Origin of the sequence: Streptomyces sp. DSM 15324 (assembly GCF_001514285.1) — a bacterium.
Lineage (GTDB): Bacteria > Actinomycetota > Actinomycetes > Streptomycetales > Streptomycetaceae > Streptomyces.
Genome location: NZ_KQ949027.1, coordinates 388093 through 405794, shown reverse-complemented (window position 1 = coordinate 405794; position 17702 = coordinate 388093). Strand labels below are relative to the sequence as shown.

At 72.9% G+C, this 17702-nt stretch carries 16 protein-coding genes; 10 read left to right on the top strand and 6 right to left on the bottom strand.

Annotated features, from left to right (window positions below; all coding sequences use genetic code 11):
* The first annotated feature begins 3 nt into the window (after window positions 1-3).
* The 5 genes from AQJ58_RS18590 to AQJ58_RS18570 are packed head-to-tail and all read left to right on the top strand — an operon-like array spanning window position 4 to window position 6086.
* Entirely contained in the window at window positions 4-1851 is a 1848-nt protein-coding gene (locus tag AQJ58_RS18590) for an acetyl/propionyl/methylcrotonyl-CoA carboxylase subunit alpha (protein WP_067251476.1), read from the top strand.
* 55 nt (window positions 1852-1906) lie between these two features.
* Window positions 1907-3034: an acyl-CoA dehydrogenase family protein gene (locus tag AQJ58_RS18585; RefSeq protein WP_067251475.1), complete on the top strand. Its 1128-nt coding sequence runs from the start codon at window positions 1907-1909 to the stop codon at window positions 3032-3034.
* Between the two features lie 30 nt (window positions 3035-3064).
* Window positions 3065-4633 carry a 4-coumarate--CoA ligase family protein gene (locus AQJ58_RS18580; RefSeq protein WP_067251473.1) on the top strand — a complete coding sequence of 523 codons (1569 nt, stop codon included), beginning with the start codon at window positions 3065-3067 and terminating at the stop codon, window positions 4631-4633.
* Window positions 4630-5364: an enoyl-CoA hydratase family protein gene (locus tag AQJ58_RS18575; protein WP_067251471.1), complete on the top strand. Its 735-nt coding sequence runs from the start codon at window positions 4630-4632 to the stop codon at window positions 5362-5364. Before AQJ58_RS18580 ends, AQJ58_RS18575 begins: the two co-directional genes overlap by 4 nt.
* Complete coding sequence (locus AQJ58_RS18570; protein ID WP_234360089.1) at window positions 5352-6086, top strand: TetR/AcrR family transcriptional regulator; 735 nt, start codon at window positions 5352-5354, stop codon at window positions 6084-6086. The genes AQJ58_RS18575 and AQJ58_RS18570 overlap by 13 nt, the downstream gene beginning before the upstream one ends.
* Window positions 6087-6134: 48 nt before the next feature.
* Here AQJ58_RS18570 and pdxH read toward each other — a convergent pair whose 3' ends face one another.
* Window positions 6135-6815, bottom strand: a complete 681-nt coding sequence (pdxH, locus tag AQJ58_RS18565) for a pyridoxamine 5'-phosphate oxidase (protein ID WP_067251469.1) — start codon at window positions 6813-6815, stop codon at window positions 6135-6137.
* A 170-nt stretch (window positions 6816-6985) separates the two neighbouring features.
* Between pdxH and AQJ58_RS18560 the strand changes: the two genes are divergently transcribed.
* Complete coding sequence (locus AQJ58_RS18560; RefSeq protein ID WP_067251468.1) at window positions 6986-8086, top strand: citrate synthase 2; 1101 nt, start codon at window positions 6986-6988, stop codon at window positions 8084-8086.
* Between the two features lie 16 nt (window positions 8087-8102).
* On the opposite strand, the gene AQJ58_RS18555 is transcribed toward AQJ58_RS18560, so the two are convergent.
* Together AQJ58_RS18555 and AQJ58_RS43835 are read right to left on the bottom strand one after the other, a co-directional pair.
* Window positions 8103-9131: an isopenicillin N synthase family dioxygenase gene (locus AQJ58_RS18555; protein ID WP_067251466.1), complete on the bottom strand. Its 1029-nt coding sequence runs from the start codon at window positions 9129-9131 to the stop codon at window positions 8103-8105.
* A gap of 566 nt (window positions 9132-9697) precedes the next feature.
* A complete protein-coding gene (locus AQJ58_RS43835) occupies window positions 9698-9865 on the bottom strand; it encodes a hypothetical protein (protein ID WP_199844608.1) in 168 nt (55 codons plus the stop codon).
* Between the two features lie 197 nt (window positions 9866-10062).
* On the opposite strand from AQJ58_RS43835, the gene AQJ58_RS18550 reads away from it, so the two are divergent.
* Together AQJ58_RS18550 and AQJ58_RS18545 are read left to right on the top strand one after the other, a co-directional pair.
* A complete protein-coding gene (locus AQJ58_RS18550; RefSeq protein WP_067251464.1) occupies window positions 10063-10512 on the top strand; it encodes a GNAT family N-acetyltransferase in 450 nt (149 codons plus the stop codon).
* A gap of 115 nt (window positions 10513-10627) precedes the next feature.
* Window positions 10628-12067, top strand: a complete 1440-nt coding sequence (locus AQJ58_RS18545; protein ID WP_067251463.1) for a PAS domain-containing protein — start codon at window positions 10628-10630, stop codon at window positions 12065-12067.
* A gap of 9 nt (window positions 12068-12076) precedes the next feature.
* On the opposite strand, the gene AQJ58_RS18540 is transcribed toward AQJ58_RS18545, so the two are convergent.
* Window positions 12077-12841: an SIS domain-containing protein gene (locus AQJ58_RS18540; protein ID WP_067251461.1), complete on the bottom strand. Its 765-nt coding sequence runs from the start codon at window positions 12839-12841 to the stop codon at window positions 12077-12079.
* A gap of 226 nt (window positions 12842-13067) precedes the next feature.
* Between AQJ58_RS18540 and AQJ58_RS18535 the strand changes: the two genes are divergently transcribed.
* Window positions 13068-13760 (top strand): iron-dependent transcriptional repressor DtxR, encoded by a 693-nt coding sequence (locus tag AQJ58_RS18535; RefSeq protein WP_067251459.1) that lies wholly within the window; start codon window positions 13068-13070, stop codon window positions 13758-13760.
* Between the two features lie 542 nt (window positions 13761-14302).
* Window positions 14303-15271, top strand: a complete 969-nt coding sequence (locus AQJ58_RS18530; protein WP_067251457.1) for an alpha/beta fold hydrolase — start codon at window positions 14303-14305, stop codon at window positions 15269-15271.
* A 25-nt stretch (window positions 15272-15296) separates the two neighbouring features.
* On the opposite strand, the gene AQJ58_RS18525 is transcribed toward AQJ58_RS18530, so the two are convergent.
* Together AQJ58_RS18525 and AQJ58_RS18520 are read right to left on the bottom strand one after the other, a co-directional pair.
* Complete coding sequence (locus AQJ58_RS18525) at window positions 15297-16886, bottom strand: transporter (protein WP_067251456.1); 1590 nt, start codon at window positions 16884-16886, stop codon at window positions 15297-15299.
* Entirely contained in the window at window positions 16883-17656 is a 774-nt protein-coding gene (locus tag AQJ58_RS18520; protein WP_067251455.1) for an ABC transporter ATP-binding protein, read from the bottom strand. Before AQJ58_RS18520 ends, AQJ58_RS18525 begins: the two co-directional genes overlap by 4 nt.
* Window positions 17657-17702: the final 46 nt, after the last annotated feature.

The following is a 17702-nucleotide window of genomic DNA, read 5'->3' as shown; positions in this document are numbered from 1 at the left end:
CCCATGATTACTTCTGTCCTGATCGCGAACCGCGGCGAGATCGCCTGCCGTATCGTCCGCACCTGCCGTGAGCTGGGCATCCGGACGGTCGCCGTGCACTCGGACGCCGACGACGACGCCCTCCACGCGCGCGTGGCCGACACGGCCGTACGCCTGCCGGGGGAGGCCCCCGCGGACACCTATCTGCGCGCCGACCTGATCGTGAAGGCGGCCGTCGCGGCCGGCGCCGACGCCGTGCACCCCGGCTACGGCTTCCTCTCCGAGAACGCCGACTTCGCGCGGGCCGTCCAGGACGCCGGGCTCGTCTGGATCGGCCCGCCGCCGGACGCCATCGAGGCCATGGCGTCCAAGACACGCGCGAAGCGGCTGATGGGGCTGGCGCCCCTGGAGGACGTGGCGGAGCCGGACCTGCCGGTGCTGGTGAAGGCGGCCGCGGGCGGCGGCGGGCGCGGCATGCGCGTCGTACGCCGCCTGGAGGATCTGCCCGGCGCCCTGGAGACCGCCCGCGCGGAGGCCGCCAACGCCTTCGGCGACGGCGAGGTGTTCATCGAGCCCTACGTCGAGAACGGCCGTCACGTCGAGGTCCAGATCCTCGCCGACACCCATGGCACGGTGTGGGCGCTCGGCACCCGCGACTGCTCCCTCCAGCGCCGCCACCAGAAAGTGATCGAGGAGGCGCCGGCGCCCGGACTGCCCGCGGACCTGGAAGACGAACTGCGCGCGCTGGCGGTACGGGCGGCGCGCGCCGTCTCCTACACCGGCGCGGGCACGGTCGAGTTCCTGGTCGAGGGCGGCCGCGCGCACTTCCTGGAGATGAACACCCGCCTCCAGGTCGAACACCCCGTCACGGAGGCCGTCTTCGGCCTCGACCTCGTCGCCGAACAGATCCGCGTCGCGGAGGGCGCCGCCCTCGCCCCCGAACCGCCCCGCGCGCGGGGCCACGCGGTCGAGGCCCGCCTCTACGCCGAGGACCCCGCGACCGACTGGACCCCGCAGACCGGCACCCTGCACCGGCTGACCGTCCCGGACGCCGTCCGCCTCGACACCGGCTACACCGACGGCGACGGGATCGGCGTCCACTACGACCCGATGCTCGCGAAGATCGTCGCCCACGCCCCCACGCGCGCGGAGGCGATCCGCACACTGGCGGGCGCCCTGGAGCGCACCGTCCTCCACGGCCCGCCCACCAACCGCGACCTGCTGATCCGCTCCCTGCGGCACGAGGAGTTCACCTCGGCCCGGATGACGACGGCCTTCTACGACCGCCATCTGCCCAGCCTGACCGCGCCGGCGGTGGACCCCCTCGCCCCGCTGGCGGCGGCGCTGGCCGAGGCGCGGACCCGCTCCCGCTTCGGCGGCTGGCGCAACCTGCCGTCCCAGCGCCAGACGAAGCGGTACGCGAGGGCCGGCGAGGAGATCGAGGTGGCCTACGCGCACGACCGGTCCGGCCTCACGGCCGAGGGCGTCCGGGTCGTGCACGCCGACCCGTCCCTGGTCGTCCTGGAGGCGGACGGCGTGCGCCACCGCTACGACATCGCCCGCTACGGCGACCAGGTCCACGTCAACACCACGACGCTGACGGCCCTGCCGCGCTTCCCGGTCCCGCAGGCCCAGCACGCCCGCGGCTCCCTCCTGGCCCCGATGCCGGGCACGGTCGTCAAGCTCGCGCCCGGTCTCATCACCGGATCGAGTGTCGAAGCGGGCGAACCGCTGGTGTGGCTCGAAGCGATGAAGATGCAACACGTCATCTCCGCCCCGACGACGGGAACGGTGACGGCGGTCCAGGTGACGGAGGGACAGCAGGTGCAGGTCGGCACCCTGCTGGCGGTGGTGCAGGAGCAGGACGGCTAGGGGCGCGGGGAACCGCGCGACCGGCCGCATACGACCCGCAGTCAAAGGAGCCACAGTGACGACCCTGATCGAATCCGACGAGCACAAGGCACTGCGCGCAGCGGTCGCCTCCTTCGCCAAGGCCCACCCGCACGACTCCCGGACCCTCTGGCAGGACGCGGCCAAACTCGGCTACATCGGCGTCAACCTCCCCGAGGCCTACGGCGGAGGCGGCGGCGGGATCACCGAACTCTCCCTCGTCCTCGAAGAGATGGGCACCGCCGGCAACCCCCTCCTGATGATGATCGTCTCCCCGGCGATCTGCGGCACGGTCATCGCCCGTTTCGGCACGCAGGCGCAGAAACAGCAGTGGCTCCCCGCCCTCGCGGACGGCAGCCGCCTCATGGCGTTCGGCATCACCGAACCCGACGCCGGCTCCAACAGCCACCGCATCACCACCACCGCCCGCCGCGACGGCACCGACTGGCTGCTCACCGGCCGCAAGGTCTTCGTCTCCGGCGTCGACATCGCCGACGCCACCCTGATCGTCGGCCGCACGGAGGACGCCCGCACCGGCAACCTCAAACCCTGCCTGTTCATCGTCCCGCGCGACGCCCCCGGCTTCACCCACCGCAGGATCGACATGGAACTGCACAGCGTGGAGAAGCAGTTCGAGCTCGTCCTGGACGACGTCCGGCTCCCCGCCGACGCCCTCGTCGGCGACGAGGACGCCGGTCTCCTCCAGCTCTTCGCCGGCCTCAACCCGGAGCGGATCATGACGGCCGCCTTCGCGATCGGCATGGGCCGCCACGCCCTCGCCAAGGCCGTCGCGTACGCCCGCGACCGCACGGTCTGGAAGACCCCCATCGGCGCCCACCAGGCCATCGCCCACCCCCTCGCCCAGGCCCACATCGAACTCGAACTGGCCCGCCTGATGACGCAGAAGGCCGCCCACCTCTACGACGCGGGTGACGACGCCGGCGCGGGCGAGGCCGCCAACATGGCCAAATACGCGGCGGGGGAAGCCTGCGTGCGCGCCGTAGACCAGGCAGTGCAGACCCTCGGAGGGAACGGCCTCACCACGGAGTTCGGCATCGCCAGACTGATCACGGCCTCCCGCGTGGCCCGTATCGCTCCGGTGAGCCGGGAGATGATTCTCAACTACGTCTCCCACCAGACCCTGGGCCTGCCCAAGTCGTACTGAACCGTCTGGCCGAACCGTCTTGGAGGAACCGTGTTCCGCAGCGCGTACGCAGACGTCCCGCCCGTAGACCTCCCCATCCACGACGCCGTCCTGGGCCGCGCCGCCGCCTTCGGGGAGCAGCCCGCGCTGATCGACGGCACGGACGGCACCACCCTCACCTACGAGCAGGTGGACCGGTTCCACCGGCGCGTCGCCGCCGCCCTCGCGGAGGCCGGGGTCCGCAAGGGCGACGTCCTGGCCCTGCACAGCCCCAACACCGTCGCCTTCCCCCTCGCCTTCTACGGCGCCACCCGCGCGGGCGCCTCCGTCACCACCGTGCACCCGCTCGCCACGGCCGAGGAGTTCGCCAAACAGCTCGGCGACTCCCGGGCCCGCTGGATCGTCACCGTCTCCCCGTTCCTGGAGACCGCCCGGCGCGCCGCCGAACTCGCCGGCGGCGTCCGGGAGATCTTCGTCTGCGACAGCGCGCCCGGACACCGCTCCTTGATCGACATGCTCGCCTCCGCCGCCCCCGAGCCGCAGATCGACATCGATCCCGTCGAGGACGTGGCCGCCCTGCCGTACTCCTCGGGGACCACCGGCACCCCCAAGGGCGTCATGCTCACCCACCGGCAGATCGCCACCAACCTCGCCCAGCTCGAACCCCTGATCACCGCGGGCCCCGGCGACCGCATCCTCGCCGTCCTGCCCTTCTTCCACATCTACGGCCTCACCGCCCTGATGAACGCCCCCCTCCGGCAGGGCGCCACGGTCGTCGTCCTGCCCCGCTTCGACCTGGAGACCTTCCTCGCCGCCATCCAGACCCACCGCATCACCGGCCTGTACGTCGCCCCGCCGATCGTCCTCGCCCTCGCCCAACACCCCGCGGTCGCCCAGTACGACCTGTCGTCCCTGCGGTACGTCATCAGCGCCGCCGCCCCCCTGGACGCGGGCCTCGCCGCCGCCTGCTCCGACCGCCTGGGCCTGCCGCCCGTCGGCCAGGCCTACGGCATGACGGAACTGTCCCCCGGCACCCATGTCGTCCCCCTCGACGCCATGCGCGAGGCCCCCGCCGGAACCGTCGGCCGACTCGTCGCCGGCACCGAGATGCGCATCGTCTCCCTCGACGACCCCGCCAAGGACCTCGGCCCCGGCGAGGACGGCGAGATCCTCATCCGCGGCCCCCAGGTCATGAAGGGCTACCTCGGCCGCCCCGACGCCACCGCCGCGATGATCGACGCCGACGGCTGGCTGCACACCGGCGACATCGGCCGCGTCGACGAGGACGGCTGGCTCTTCGTCATCGACCGCGTCAAGGAACTCATCAAGTACAAGGGCTTCCAGGTGGCCCCCGCCGAACTCGAGGCCCTCCTGCTCACCCATCCCGCCGTCGCCGACGCCGCCGTCATCGGCGTCTACAACGACGAGGGCACCGAGGTCCCGCACGCCTTCGTGGTCCGCCGGCCCACCTCCCCCGACCTCTCCGAAGGAGAGATCGCCATGTACGTCGCCGAGCGCGTCGCCCCCTACAAACGCGTCCGGCACGTCACCTTCATCGACGCCGTCCCGCGCGCGGTCTCCGGGAAGATCCTCCGCCGGCAGCTCAGGGAGACACCATGACCCTCGTCGCCCGTACCCGCGCCCGCGGCATCGAGACCCTCACCCTCGACGCCCCCGCCACCCGCAACGCCCTCTCCGCCGCCCTCGTCGGCGAACTCACCGACGCGCTCGGCGACTGCGCCGGGGCCGGTGACGTCCGCGCCGTCGTCCTCACCCACACCGGCACCGCCTTCAGCGCCGGAGCCGACCTGCGCGACCCGCCCGCCCCCGACGCCTTCGTGGCCCTCCTCCGGCAGATCGTCGAGCTGCCGCGGCCCGTCGTCGCCCGGGTCACCGGCCATGTCCGGGCCGGCGGCCTCGGCCTCCTCGCCGCCTGCGACATCACCGCCGCCGCCACCCCGGCCACCTTCGCCTTCACCGAGGTGCGCATCGGCGTCGCACCCGCCGTCATCTCCCTCCCCCTGCTGCCCCGCACCGACCCCCGCGCCCTCACCCGCTACTACCTCACCGGCGAACGCTTCGACGCCCCCGAGGCCGCCCGCATCGGCCTGCTCACCGCCACCGGCGACGACGTCGACGCCGTCCTCGCCCCCGTGCTCGACGGACTGCGCAGATCCGCCCCCCAGGCCCTCGCCGAGACGAAAGCGCTGCTCACGGCTAAGGTGCTGGAGATATTCGACCGGGACGCCGGGCACCTCACGGCGCTCTCGGCCCGGCTGTTCTCCTCCGCGCCCGCCCGCGAGGGCATGACGGCCTTCCTCGAACGACGGGATCCCGCATGGGTGCTGTGACCGCGGCCGGGCGGCCCTCCGGCGACCGCCCCTCCGGCGACCGCCCCTCCGGCGACCGCCCCTCCGGCGACCGGCCGTCCGGCGACCGGGTCCCCAAGCAGGACCGCAGCCGGGCCACCCGGCAGCGACTCCTCGAAGCCGCCGTCGCCTGCCTCGCCGAACACGGCTGGGCCGGCTCCACGGTCGCCGTCGTCGCCGAACGCGCGGGTGTCTCCCGTGGCGCCGCCCAGCACCACTTCCCCACCCGCGAGGACCTGTTCACCGCGGCCGTCGAGTACGTCGCCGAGGAACGCTGCCTGGCCCTGCGCGCCCTGTTCCCCGACGGCGGCGCCGACCGCCGCGCGGTCCTGACCGCCCTCGTCGACGTCTACACCGGCCCCCTCTTCCGCGCCGCCCTCCACCTCTGGGTCGCCGCCTCCAACGAGGAACAGCTCGGCCCCCGCGTCACCGAACTGGAGGGCCGCGTCGGCCGCGAGACCCACCGCGTCGCCCTCGAACTCCTCGGCGCGGACGAATCCGTCCCCGGCGTCCGCGAGACCGTCCAGGGCCTCCTCGACATGGCCCGGGGCCTCGGTCTCGCCAACCTCCTCACCGACGACACCGGCCGCCGCGAGCGCGTGGTGGCCCAGTGGGCGGTGCTGCTGGACGGGCTGCTGGAAGGAGGGCGGGACGAGGGGCGGGACGGACGCCGGGACGGGGCGCGGGTCCAGGGGCGGGACTGACGGGCGACCGTTTCCAGGTGATCGTCGATGAGGACAGCGCGCCCCCGCTCAGGGAGCGAGCCGCTCCACCGACCAGCCGCCGTCCGCCCGGGCCACGTACCGCAGCCGGTCGTGCAGCCGGTTCTCCCGGCCCTGCCAGAACTCCACCGACTCCGGCACCACCCGGAAACCGCCCCAGTGCGGCGGCACCGGCACCTGCTCACCCTCCGGATACCGCGCCAGCAGCTCGGCGTAGGACGCGTCCAGCTCGGCCCGGCCGGCGATCACCGACGACTGACCGCTCGCCCACGCCCCGAGCTGCGAACCGTGCGGACGGCTCCGGAAGTACGCCGCGGTCTCGTCCCGCCCCGTCCGCCGGGCCACGCCCCGCACGATGACCTGCCGTGCCATCGGATGCCACGGGAAGAGCAACGACACATACGGGTTCTCGGCGAGATCACGCGCCTTGCGGGACTCGTAGTTCGTATAGAAGACGAACCCCTGTTCGTCGAACTGCTTCAGCAGCACCGTCCGGGAACCGGGCCGCCCCTCCGCGTCCGCCGTGGACACGATCATGGCGTTCGGCTCGAACAGGTGCGCCTCCACGGCCGCGTCCTTGAACCAGCGCGCGAACTGCTCCACCGGCGTCGCCGCCAGCTCCGCCTCGTCCAGCCCATCCGCCCGGTACTGCTTGCGCATGGCGGCGGGATCGGGAACGGGCCCTGAATAGACGGAGTCACGATCGGTCACGTGGCCATCCTGCCGTATGGAACACCCTGACGGACCGGGTGGCACTGAGTGCCGCACCACTCCCCAAAGGTGGCACTCGGAGTTATGGTGCAGATGCCACGACGAGAGCCGTACCGGCGCAGTGGCCACCCGCGCCACAACCCGCCGCACACCTCACGAGGAGCCGCCTGATGTCCGACTTCGTACCCGGGCTCGAAGGAGTCGTCGCGTTCGAGACGGAGATCGCCGAACCGGACAAGGAGGGCGGCGCCCTGCGATACCGGGGCGTCGACATCGAGGATCTGGTCGGCCACGTCTCGTTCGGCAACGTCTGGGGCCTCCTCGTCGACGGCGCCTTCAACCCCGGTCTGCCGCCCGCCGAGCCCTTCCCCATCCCCGTCCACTCCGGCGACATCCGCGTCGACGTCCAGTCCGCCCTCGCCATGCTCGCCCCCGTCTGGGGCCTCAAACCGCTGCTCGACATCGATGCCGAGCAGGCCCGCGAGGACCTCGCCCGCGCCGCCGTCATGGCCCTGTCCTACGTAGCCCAGTCCGCCCGCGGCCAGGGCCGCCCCATGGTCCCGCAGAGCGAGATCGACAAGGCCCACTCCATCGTCGAACGCTTCATGATCCGCTGGCGCGGCGAACCCGACCCCAAGCACGTCAAGGCCGTCGACGCCTACTGGACGAGCGCGGCCGAGCACGGCATGAACGCCTCCACCTTCACCGCCCGCGTCATCGCCTCCACCGGCGCCGACGTGGCCGCCGCCCTCTCCGGAGCCGTGGGCGCCATGTCCGGCCCCCTGCACGGCGGCGCCCCCTCCCGCGTCCTGCACATGATCGAGGAGATCGAACGCACCGGCGACGCCGAGGCCTACGTCAAGCGCGCCCTCGACCGGGGCGAACGCCTCATGGGCTTCGGCCACCGCGTCTACCGCGCCGAGGACCCCCGCGCCCGCGTCCTGCGCCGCACCGCCCGCGAACTCGGCGCCCCCCGCTTCGAGATCGCCGAAGCCCTGGAGAAAGCCGCCCTCGCCGAACTCCACGCCCGCCGCCCGGACCGCGTCCTGGCGACGAACGTCGAGTTCTGGGCGGCCATCATCCTCGACTTCGCCGAGGTCCCCGCGCACATGTTCACCTCGATGTTCACCTGCGCCCGCACCGCCGGCTGGTCGGCCCACATCCTCGAACAGAAGCGCACCGGCCGCCTGGTCCGCCCCTCCGCCCGCTACACCGGCCCCGGCACCCGCGGCCCCCAGGAGATCGAGGGCTACGAGGACATCGCGCACTGAGCCGAGGCAGGCCCGCTCACGCGGGGCTGAGCAGCCCCGCGTGATGCCGCTCCGCCACCAGCGGATGCGCCCGCAGCTTGCCCTTCAGCTCGTTGAACCCGTACTCCGCGAACAGCGGGTTGCCCGGATCGTCCGTCACCCCCGGAGCGGCGGCGGCGTACGGGAAGACCAGCGGCTCCACCCGGGCGTCCAGCCGCGGGTTGTAGAAGAACGGCACGGAGAACCGCTCCACGGCGTCGCGCGGCGAGACCACCCGGTGGTTGGTGGCGACGAGGTACCCGTTGGTCGCCACCTCCAGCAGCTCCCCGAGATTCACGACGAACGCCCCCTCCACCGGCGGCACGTCATGGAACAGCCCGTCCTCCCGCTGCACCTGGAGCCCGCCGACCTGGTCCTGGAGCAGCAGCGTCAGGAACCCGTAGTCCTTGTGGGCCCCCACCCCCTGGCCGGCCCCGTCCCCCGCGCTCCCCGGATACCGCACCAGCTTCAGATGCGGATGCGCGTGCTCCCCGAAGACCGCGTCGTAGAACCCGGGCTCGGCCCCGATCGACGCGAGCAGCTCCCGCAGCAGCCGCTGGGCGACCCCGCTGAGCCGGTCGATCCACGCCAGCGCGGCCTCCCGCAGCTCGGGCAGCCCGCCCGGCCACTGGTTGGGCCCCTGGAGCCACCAGTACGAGGGCTCACCGGGCCCCGGCACCCGGGCCGGCCGCTCCGCCCCGATGTCCAGCTGGTCCCGCCAGTCCTGGCGTCCCCCGGTCCGCTCGTCACCGGTGCGCGTGTAGCCGCGGAAGTGCGGCGAGTTCACGTTGTCGAGGGCGAGCCGGTCGGCCTCGGGCAGCCGGAAGAAGGCCCGCATGGCCCCCACCAGCCGCTCGGTCTCCTCCGTGCTCACCCCGTGCCCGACGAGCTGGAAGAAACCCACGTCGTGGGCGGCGCTGTGCAGCTGCGCATGGAGCAGCGCACGCGCCTGGGGGCCGCGGTCGGCGGCCGACAGATCGATGAGGGGGAGCTGGTCGTACGACGGTGCCGTCGCGATGTGCGTCATGGAATGCGTCCGCGGGTGTACGGGGCACGGGCGGCCGCCGAGGGTGGGGCGGAGCCCAGCTGCCGAAAGGGAGAGAAGCAGAAGGGGGCCGGGTCAGGCGGAGCGCCGACAGCCCATGCTCGTGACGCGGACGAAGTCCACGTGGCGGCGTCGAACGAGCGAAAGCATGGTCCCCAGCGTACTGCCTGCGAAAGTTTCCCGAAACGCCCGGGCGGCCCTCGAAAACGAGGCCGCCACCCGCAGACGACCCGCGAGTCTGGTCCTCCCAGAGGGAGGGGCCGGCCGGACGTACCGGCGACTCGCGGGTCGGGTGACTGCTGGGATTGGGCCGGCTGCACGCGCATCCGCGCACGGGTCCGGCACCGCACTGAGTGGTGACGGGCGCTAGCCCGCAGCCACCTCCGACGTCCGGTGTGCATACATGCTCCGGATCACCTCCCTTCTTCGGTTCTCACACCCTAAGGACCTGTTTCCCCGCGCTCAAGTGTTTTCTGAGAGGTCGGCTGAGATGCCTCGGGTTGCCCGCTGTAGCCGTACCCGTCCCCCCGCTGCAGGAGCGTGAGGTTTCAGTGGGAGACGTTGATCCGCCCCACCGGTGTGGTGAGGCTGTGCTGTCCCCTGGCGCGCACCGAGATACGACCGGTCCAGGTGCCCTTCCATTTGCCGGAGGACAGGACGGCGCGTATCAGGTCGCCGGTGACGTATCCGAAGTGCTGTTCGGCACGTGAGCGCAACAGGCGGGGGAAGCCATATCGGTCCGGGTGGTCCTGGCATAGGAGCCGCGACCGGTGGCCTTGGCGACGAGGACATGGCTGGGGAATCGCACGATCCTGCCGTCCGCGGCGTGGGCATTCCGGGCGGAAGTGGGCGTTGACCGTCGGGTTCCTGGGAACGCGTTGACGCGCGCGTGAGGGCGCGGTTCGCTGGTGGGGTGAATGATCTTCGGGTCGAGGTGGTCGACGGCGAGGCCGCGCTGGAGCAGTGGCGGTACGTCCACAACGTGATCGTGCCGCCGGCCGCGCTGTCGTCGGCCGAGGTGCGCCAGCGGGCGGGGCGCAACCGGCTGGAGAACGCGTACGTCGGCGAGGTGCTGGTCGGCTGCTCCACGGTGCGGCCGCCGGCCGCGGACGGGGCGGTGACCGTCATCGTGCGCGTGCTGCCCGAGTTCCGTCGGCGGGGGTACGGGGCGGCGCTCTACGATCATGTTCTCGGACAGGCGCGGGCGCTCGGCGCCGGTGCGGTCGAGACGTGTGTGTCGGCCGTCAACGAGGACGGGCTGCGCTTCGCACGCGCGCGTGGCTTCACCGAGGTGGAGCGCTATGTGCTGGACGGAGGGACGGCGGAATGGGTCGACCTGAGGCTGACGCCCGTTCCGGTGTGACGGTGGCGACGGCGGCCGTACAACGATTCCCCTGCAATCTTGCGGGAACCATATGTGGGCTGCGTCACGTTCGAGTTGAATGAGGGCACGTGAGCGAACCTGCAGGGGGGTCCAGGTGAGTGCTTCCCGGCGTAAGGGGACCACCGACGAACTGGGGCCGGACGAGCCCGAGCGGTCGGAGAACCCGGGCGGCCCCGTCGGCCCGGACGGCGCGGATCTCCTCGCCGCGCTCCTCGACGGGATGGACGCGGCACTGTGCGCCTTCGACGCGGACGGCGTCGTCACCCACTGGAACCGCGAGGCGGAGCGCATCCTCGGCTGGAGCGCGGCGGAGGCCGTGGGCCGGAAGGGCTTCGCCGGGTGGGCGGTGCGCGAGGCGGACGCCGAGGAGGTCGAGACGCGGCTGATGTCGGCGATGCACGCGGCGGGCCGCCAGGTGCACGAGTTCGCGCTGCTGACGAAGGACGGGGGCCGGGTGCTCGTCCGCACCCAGTCGGCCGCCGTGCCCGGGCCGGACGGCAAGCCGGCCGGGCTGTACTGCGCCTTCAGCGAGGTGCACGCGCAGATCGATCTGGAGCGGTCCATCGCGCTGAGCGAGGCGCTGTTCGACGACGCGTCCTGGGGCGTGGTCCTCGTGGACGCGGATCTGCGGCCCGCCGTGGTCAACGCGCATGCCGCCCGCGCGCTCGGCACGGGGCGCACGGCGGTGCTGGGCCGTCCGCTGGGCGAGCTGCTGACCCAGGGTGTGGAGGAGCTGGAGAACGCGCTGACGCATGTCCTCGCGGAGGGCGCCCCGCCCGCCCCGGCGGAGGTGTGGGTGGGGGTGCGCACCCCGGAGGGGGAGCGGCGGCGCTGCTGGCGGAGCGGGTTCCTGCGGCTGGCCTCGCCGCTGGCGGAGGAGCCGGTGCCGCTCGGTGTGGGCTGGCTGTTCCAGGACGTGACGGAGGCCAAGCAGGGGGAGCAGGAGGCGTCGCTGCTGCGGTTCCGTACGAACCAGTTGCACCGGGCGGCGCGGGCGGCGGCCGAGTGCGAGGACCCGGCGGAGGCGGCCACGGTCCATCTCGACTTCGCGCTCGCGGGGTTCGCCGACCATGCGCTGGTCGACCGGGTCGCGGGCGGTGCGGCGGCGGAGGCGGAGCCGGCGGGGGTGCCGCTGCGGCTGGTGCGGGTCGCGGCCACGCCGTCGGGCGGTCCGGGCCCGAGCGCGCTGACCGGTTACGCGGGGCTGCCGGTCCGGTATCCGGAGGGGCATCCGGCGCTCCAGTGCGTGGCGCGGGCCGGTTCGGTGCGGGCGGGTGCGGGGAGCGCGGCGGCGGAGGAGGCGCGGGAGTGGGCGCGGGTGCGGCAGTGGCCGCAGGACACGGTGCACGCGTTGTGCGCGGTGCTGCGCAGCCGGGGGCGCACGCTGGGGGTGGTGACGTTTCTGCGGGGCGCGGGCCGCACCTCCTTCGAGCGGTCCGACGCGACGTACGCCGAGGACGTCGCGGTGCGGATAGCGGCGGCGCTGGACCTGGCGGACCTCACGGACCCGGCGGGGTCCGGCGCGGGCGACTGACCTGCGGGTTCAGCGCTGGTAGAAGATCCGGTCGCCGTACTCGTCCAGGACGCGCCGGTTCCAGTCGTGGCCGCCGTCGACGTTGCCGGAGCGCAGCAGCGGGGGGTCGATGCCGCGGTCGGCGAGGGAGCCGGCCGCGCTGGCCATGACGGCCTGGAGGAGGGCCGAGGTGACGACGGTGGAGGCGGGGGCGAAGGGGGCCGGGACGCCGTCCAGGGTGAGGACGGCGTCGCCGACGGGGATCTTCGAGTCGAGTACGACGTCGCAGTGGTCCTTGAGGAAGGTGCCGGTGGGGTTGCGGGGGGTGGTCGCGGAGGCGTAGGCCACCGAGGTCACGCCGATGACCTTGACGCCGAGAGCGCGGGCCTGGGCGGCCATCTCGACGGGCAGGGCGTTGCGGCCGGAGAGCGAGATGATCACGAGGGCGTCGCCGGCGCGCAGCGGGGAGGTGCCGAGGACGGCGCTCGCGAGGCCGTCGACGCGTTCCAGGGCGGAGCCGAGGGTGGCGGGCATGACGTCGACGCCGACGACGCCGGGGACGGCGAGCAGGTTGACCAGGGCGAGGCCGCCGGCCCGGTAGACGAGGTCCTGGGCGGGGAGGGAGGAGTGGCCGGCGCCGAAGGCGAAGAGCCGGCCGCCGGCGGCGACGGTGTCGGCGAGGAGGGTGCCGACGGCCCGGACGGCGTCGGTCTCCTCGTCGCGGACCCGCTCCAGCAGGCCGATCGCGGCGTCGAGGAAGCGGGCGGCGAGCTCGTGGTCGCTGCGGTCGCTCATCCGAGGGGGCTCCTTCGCCGGCGGGGGTCCGTGTCGCGGATCACCGTGCGGTCTGGACCAGTGCGGTGTCAATACGGCCGACGGTGGCGCGGGGAGCCCCGTGCGGCTGTCCGGTTTCCCCGGCGTGGCACGGTTGTCAGTGGTATCCGGCAGAATTGATGCCAGGGCCAGCGCACGCGCCGCAGGGCCGTCGAGCCTTCGGCAGATCTCATCGAGGGGCACACGAATGTCCGGACTGATCGACACCACGGAGATGTATCTCCGCACCATCCTCGAGCTGGAGGAGGAGGGTGTGGTCCCCATGCGTGCCCGGATCGCCGAGCGCCTCGACCAGAGTGGGCCCACGGTGAGCCAGACGGTGGCGCGCATGGAGCGCGACGGTCTGGTCTCCGTGGCGAGCGACCGTCATCTGGAGCTGACGGACGAGGGGCGTCGGCTGGCCACGCGCGTGATGCGCAAGCACCGGCTCGCCGAGTGTCTGCTCGTCGATGTGATCGGCCTGGAGTGGGAGCAGGTCCACGCGGAGGCGTGTCGCTGGGAGCACGTGATGAGCGAGGCGGTGGAGCGGCGGGTGCTGGAGCTGCTGCGGCACCCCACCGAGTCGCCGTACGGCAATCCGATCCCGGGTCTGGAGGAGCTGGGGGAGAAGGACGGCGCCGACCCGTTCCTGGACGAGGGCATGGTCTCGCTGGCCGACCTCGACCCGGGTACGGAGGGCAAGACGGTCGTCGTCCGGCGTATCGGCGAGCCGATCCAGACGGACGCGCAGCTGATGTACACGCTGCGCCGGGCAGGTGTGCAGCCCGGTTCGGTGGTGAGTGTGACGGAGTCGCCGGGCGGGGTGCTGGTCGGCAGCGGTGGTGAGGCGGCCGAGCTGGAGGCGGACGTCGCGTCCCATGTGTTCGTGGCCAAGCCCTGAGCGGATGCCCGGCGTTCGCCCGGCGCTCGGTGAAATGCTGAGCGATGTTCAATTCCTGGTGCTCGTGGGGTAGTTGATGCGCCCCGGCGATGGTGTCGAATCGCAGATTCCCTGTGTCGAATGGCAGCGCGCGGACCGTTCGCGTGCCACGCTGTCGCGTGAGGCATATGACCTGAGGGGGGCGGGGAAGATGTGCCGCAGAGCAGTGGAGGGCCCCGGTGCCGTGTGGCACCGGGGCCTGTCCTCCCCTGTTTCGACCCGGAGCCCCGAGCTCTCAGGGTCGTTCCCCTCGGACCGTTTTCCCCGAGCGGTCCGCCTCCCGCTGAAGATCTCCCCCCGGCGGCGGCGATCATTCCTCGAGGGGGGTCACTCGAACGAGGGGTGTTGGTCGCGGAGCGTGCCCTTCTCGAAAGGGTATTCGATAGCCTGCGGGTGATCCGGCCTGTGGGTGATCGCGCCTGCGGGCGGTCGAGGGAAGAGCGAAGGCAGCACTAGGGCATCGGCAGCACAGCGGTACGACGGCTAGGGGGGTGCCAGGATCCATGGCGCGACGCATCGACGTGACCGGGACGGGCGGCGTACGTCTGGCGGCCTGGGAGTTCGGCGACCCTCCCAAGGCCGAGCAGCCCAGGAGCGGGACGGACGCCGTGATCCCGGCCCAGTCGACCGGCGGGCGGGAAGGCCGCGCCGCCGCGGCGCCCGCCACGGCGCCCGGCGCCGCGCCCGGAGCCGACCCCGAGCGCACCTCCGGGGTCCTGTTACTGCACGGGCTGATGGGCCGCGCCTCGCACTGGGCGTCCACCGCCCGCTGGCTCTCCGAGCGGCACCGCGCGGTCGCCCTCGACCAGCGCGGCCACGGCCAGAGCGAGAAGCCCCCCGAGGCCGCCTTCACCCGTGAGGCGTATGTCGAGGACGCGGAGGCCGCCCTGGAGCAGCTCGGCCTCACCCCGGCCGTCCTCATCGGCCACGCCATGGGGGCCCTCACCGCGTGGCAGCTCGCCGCGAAACGCCCCGACCTGGTGCGCGCCGTGGTCCTCTGCGACATGCGGGCCTCCGCGCTCGGCGCGGCCTCGCAGCGCGAGTGGGCCGACTGGTTCACGTCCTGGCCCCTGCCCTTCGCCACCCTCGCCGACGTCCGCAAGTGGTTCGGTGAGGACGACCCCTGGGTGGAGCGCCCCAACCCCTCTCGCGGCGAGTTCTACGCCGAGGTGATGCAGGAGTCCCCCGACGGCTGGCGCCCCGTCTTCGCCCCCGAGCAGATGCTGAAGTCCCGCGAGACCTGGGTCTACGACGCCCACTGGGAGGAGCTGGCCCAGGTGCGGTGCCCCGCGCTCGTCGTGCGCGGCCTGGACGGCGAGCTGGGCCGGGCCGAGGCCCAGGAGATGGTCCGGGTCCTCCCGCGCGGCGAGTACGCGGAGGTCGCCGACGCCGGCCACCTCGTCCACTACGACCAGCCCGAGGCCTGGCGGACGGCGATCGAGCCGTTCCTGGACGGCGTCCTGGCGCCTTGAGGGTGTCGCAGAGGCCTGTGCCCGCTCAGCCCTTGCTCACCGCCGCCAGGATCTCCGGCAGGCGGGCCGCCACCTGCGGGGCCGCCAGGCGCAGGCCCAGCACGGTGATCGCCGTCCCGTACAGCGCGCCGACCGGCAGCAGCACCCAGCTCCACAGCTCACCGTCCACGGTGACGTTCAGCCAGATGGTCCCCGCGATGACCGGGGCGCACAGCAGGGCGGCGGCGACCATCCCGCCGAAGATGGAGATCCAGGCCAGCCCGGTCTGCCCGGGGGCCACGTTCTTGTAGCCCTCCTGGGGGATCGAGTAGGGGAAGCGGGCCGACGTCCAGGCGCCGGTCGTGAGCATCGCGCCCAGCAGGGCCAGCGACAGCCCCAGCACCTCCGGCAGCCTCGGCCACTGTCCGAGGAGCGCCGTCGTCACCACGGTCACCAGCGTCGCGTACGGCAGGGTGATCACCAGCAGCGCGAGGGCACGGCCGCGCAGTTCGACGTAGGCGTCCCGGGGCGAGGACACCGTCAGCGCGACCATCCAGAACGCCGAGGTGTCCTGCCCGAACTGGTTGTACATCTGGATGCCGAGCATCCCGGCCGCGAAACAGGCGAAGTAGATCGAACCGGTGCCCTGCACCGCGTTGAACACGGGCACGATCAGCCCGATCGCCAGCGAGGTCACCCAGGCCGCCTTCGTCTTCGGATCGCGCCACACATAGCGCAGGCTGCGCTCCATGACGGTCCCGGTACGGCCGCCCGGCAGCAGTCGGACCCACCCGCTCCCTCCGCGCCGGTCCCGCGCGTCCGCCTCGGCGGCACCCAGCGTGGAACCGTCCGGCGCGGTCATCAGCCGCTCCAGACTCCGCGCCCACACGGCCACGAGCCCCGCCAGCACCGCCGCACCGACCGCGAGCTGCCCCGCGGCGAGGCCGTACGCCCCCTCGCTCACCGAGTCGACCGCGCCGACCGCCGAGGCCGGCGGCAGCCACCGCACCACCTCCGCCGCGGGATCGAGCTGCCCCAGCCCGGCCGTGCCCAGCCGTTGTGCCGCGAAGTTGACGCCCTGCGCGCCGACGGCGATCACCAGCCCGCTGAGCACCGCCAGGTCCCGCCCGCGGCGGCTGGTCAGCAGCCGCACGTTGGCGGCGGCGACGGCCCGCGCGAGCGCCACGCACACCAGCAGCGCCAGGACGACCGCGACGACCGAGACGACGTAGGCCGCGGGGCCGTGCGCCACCGCGACCACCGCGCCGATGAGCATCAGCACGGTGAACAGCGGCCCGATCCCCACCAGCGAGGCCGCCAGCAGCGCCCGGACCAGCGGCCGGGTCCGCAGCGGAAGCAGCACCAGCCGCGTCGGGTCCAGCGTCTCGTCCCCGCCGGGGAAGAACAGCGGCATCACCGCCCACCCCAGCCCCAGCAACCCCACCAGCAGCACCACCAGGGCATCGGCGTGCGCGTGCCCCCGCAGCGCGATCAGGCCGAGCAGCTGGAGCACCGCGAACACCAGCACGACCACGGCGGACACCACGTACGCGGCCCGCCGCCCACCGGACTGCCGCAGCCCGCCCCGCAGCAGCGACAGCTTCAGCCGTACGACGGTGGCGGTCAGCGCGGTCATCGGGCGGCCCCGCCGCCCAGCCAGTCGAGATCCGCCCCGCCGGGCCGCCCCTCGGCGCCGACCAGTTCCAGGAACGCCCGCTGCAACGAGGGGGCCGCCCCGCGGACCTCCTCCAGCGTCCCGTGCGCCCGGATCCGCCCCGCCGCCATCACCGCCACCCAGTCGCAGAGGGACTCGACGAGTTCCATCACATGCGAGGAGAAGACGACGGTGGCCCCGGAGGCGGTGTACCGCTCCAGCACCCCGCGGATGGTCTGCGCGGACACCGGGTCGACCCCCTCGAACGGCTCGTCGAGGAAGAGCACCTCGGGATTGTGCAGCAGCGCCGTCGCGAGCCCGATTTTCTTCCGCATCCCCGTCGAGTAGTCGACGACCAGTTTGTGCTGGGCCCCCGCGAGATCGAGGACGTCGAGCAACTGCGTGGCCCGCCGGTCGACTTCGGCCCCGGGCAGCCCGCGCAGCCGTCCGCTGTACCCGAGCAGTTCACGCCCCGACAGCCGCTCGAACAGCCGCAGCCCCTCCGGCAGCACCCCGATCCGTGCCTTCACCGCCACGGGATCCCGCCACACGTCCCGCCCGCCCACCTCGACGACTCCCTGGTCGGGCCGCAACAGCCCGGTCACCATGGAGAGCGTGGTCGTCTTCCCCGCCCCGTTGGGTCCGACGAGCCCGATGAACTTCCCGGCGGGCAGATCGAGATCGATCCCGGCAACCGCGACCTGCTGCCCGAACCGCTTCCACAGCCCACGAACGCGCACGGCAGACGTCATGCCCGAAGCCTACGTTCAGGCACGTCGCTTTTGCGGCGGAGGAACG

Coding starts and splice junctions, on each gene's coding strand:
- AQJ58_RS18520 (WP_067251455.1), bottom strand. CDS start 17,656: ATGACGTCTGCCGTGCGCGTTCGTGGGCTGTGGAAGCGGTTCGGGCAG.
- AQJ58_RS18590 (WP_067251476.1), top strand. CDS start 4: ATGATTACTTCTGTCCTGATCGCGAACCGCGGCGAGATCGCCTGCCGT.
- AQJ58_RS18525 (WP_067251456.1), bottom strand. CDS start 16,886: ATGACCGCGCTGACCGCCACCGTCGTACGGCTGAAGCTGTCGCTGCTG.
- AQJ58_RS18535 (WP_067251459.1), top strand. CDS start 13,068: ATGTCCGGACTGATCGACACCACGGAGATGTATCTCCGCACCATCCTC.
- AQJ58_RS18555 (WP_067251466.1), bottom strand. CDS start 9,131: ATGACGCACATCGCGACGGCACCGTCGTACGACCAGCTCCCCCTCATC.
- AQJ58_RS18560 (WP_067251468.1), top strand. CDS start 6,986: ATGTCCGACTTCGTACCCGGGCTCGAAGGAGTCGTCGCGTTCGAGACG.
- AQJ58_RS18540 (WP_067251461.1), bottom strand. CDS start 12,841: ATGAGCGACCGCAGCGACCACGAGCTCGCCGCCCGCTTCCTCGACGCC.
- AQJ58_RS18575 (WP_067251471.1), top strand. CDS start 4,630: ATGACCCTCGTCGCCCGTACCCGCGCCCGCGGCATCGAGACCCTCACC.
- AQJ58_RS18570 (WP_234360089.1), top strand. CDS start 5,352: ATGGGTGCTGTGACCGCGGCCGGGCGGCCCTCCGGCGACCGCCCCTCC.
- AQJ58_RS18530 (WP_067251457.1), top strand. CDS start 14,303: ATGGCGCGACGCATCGACGTGACCGGGACGGGCGGCGTACGTCTGGCG.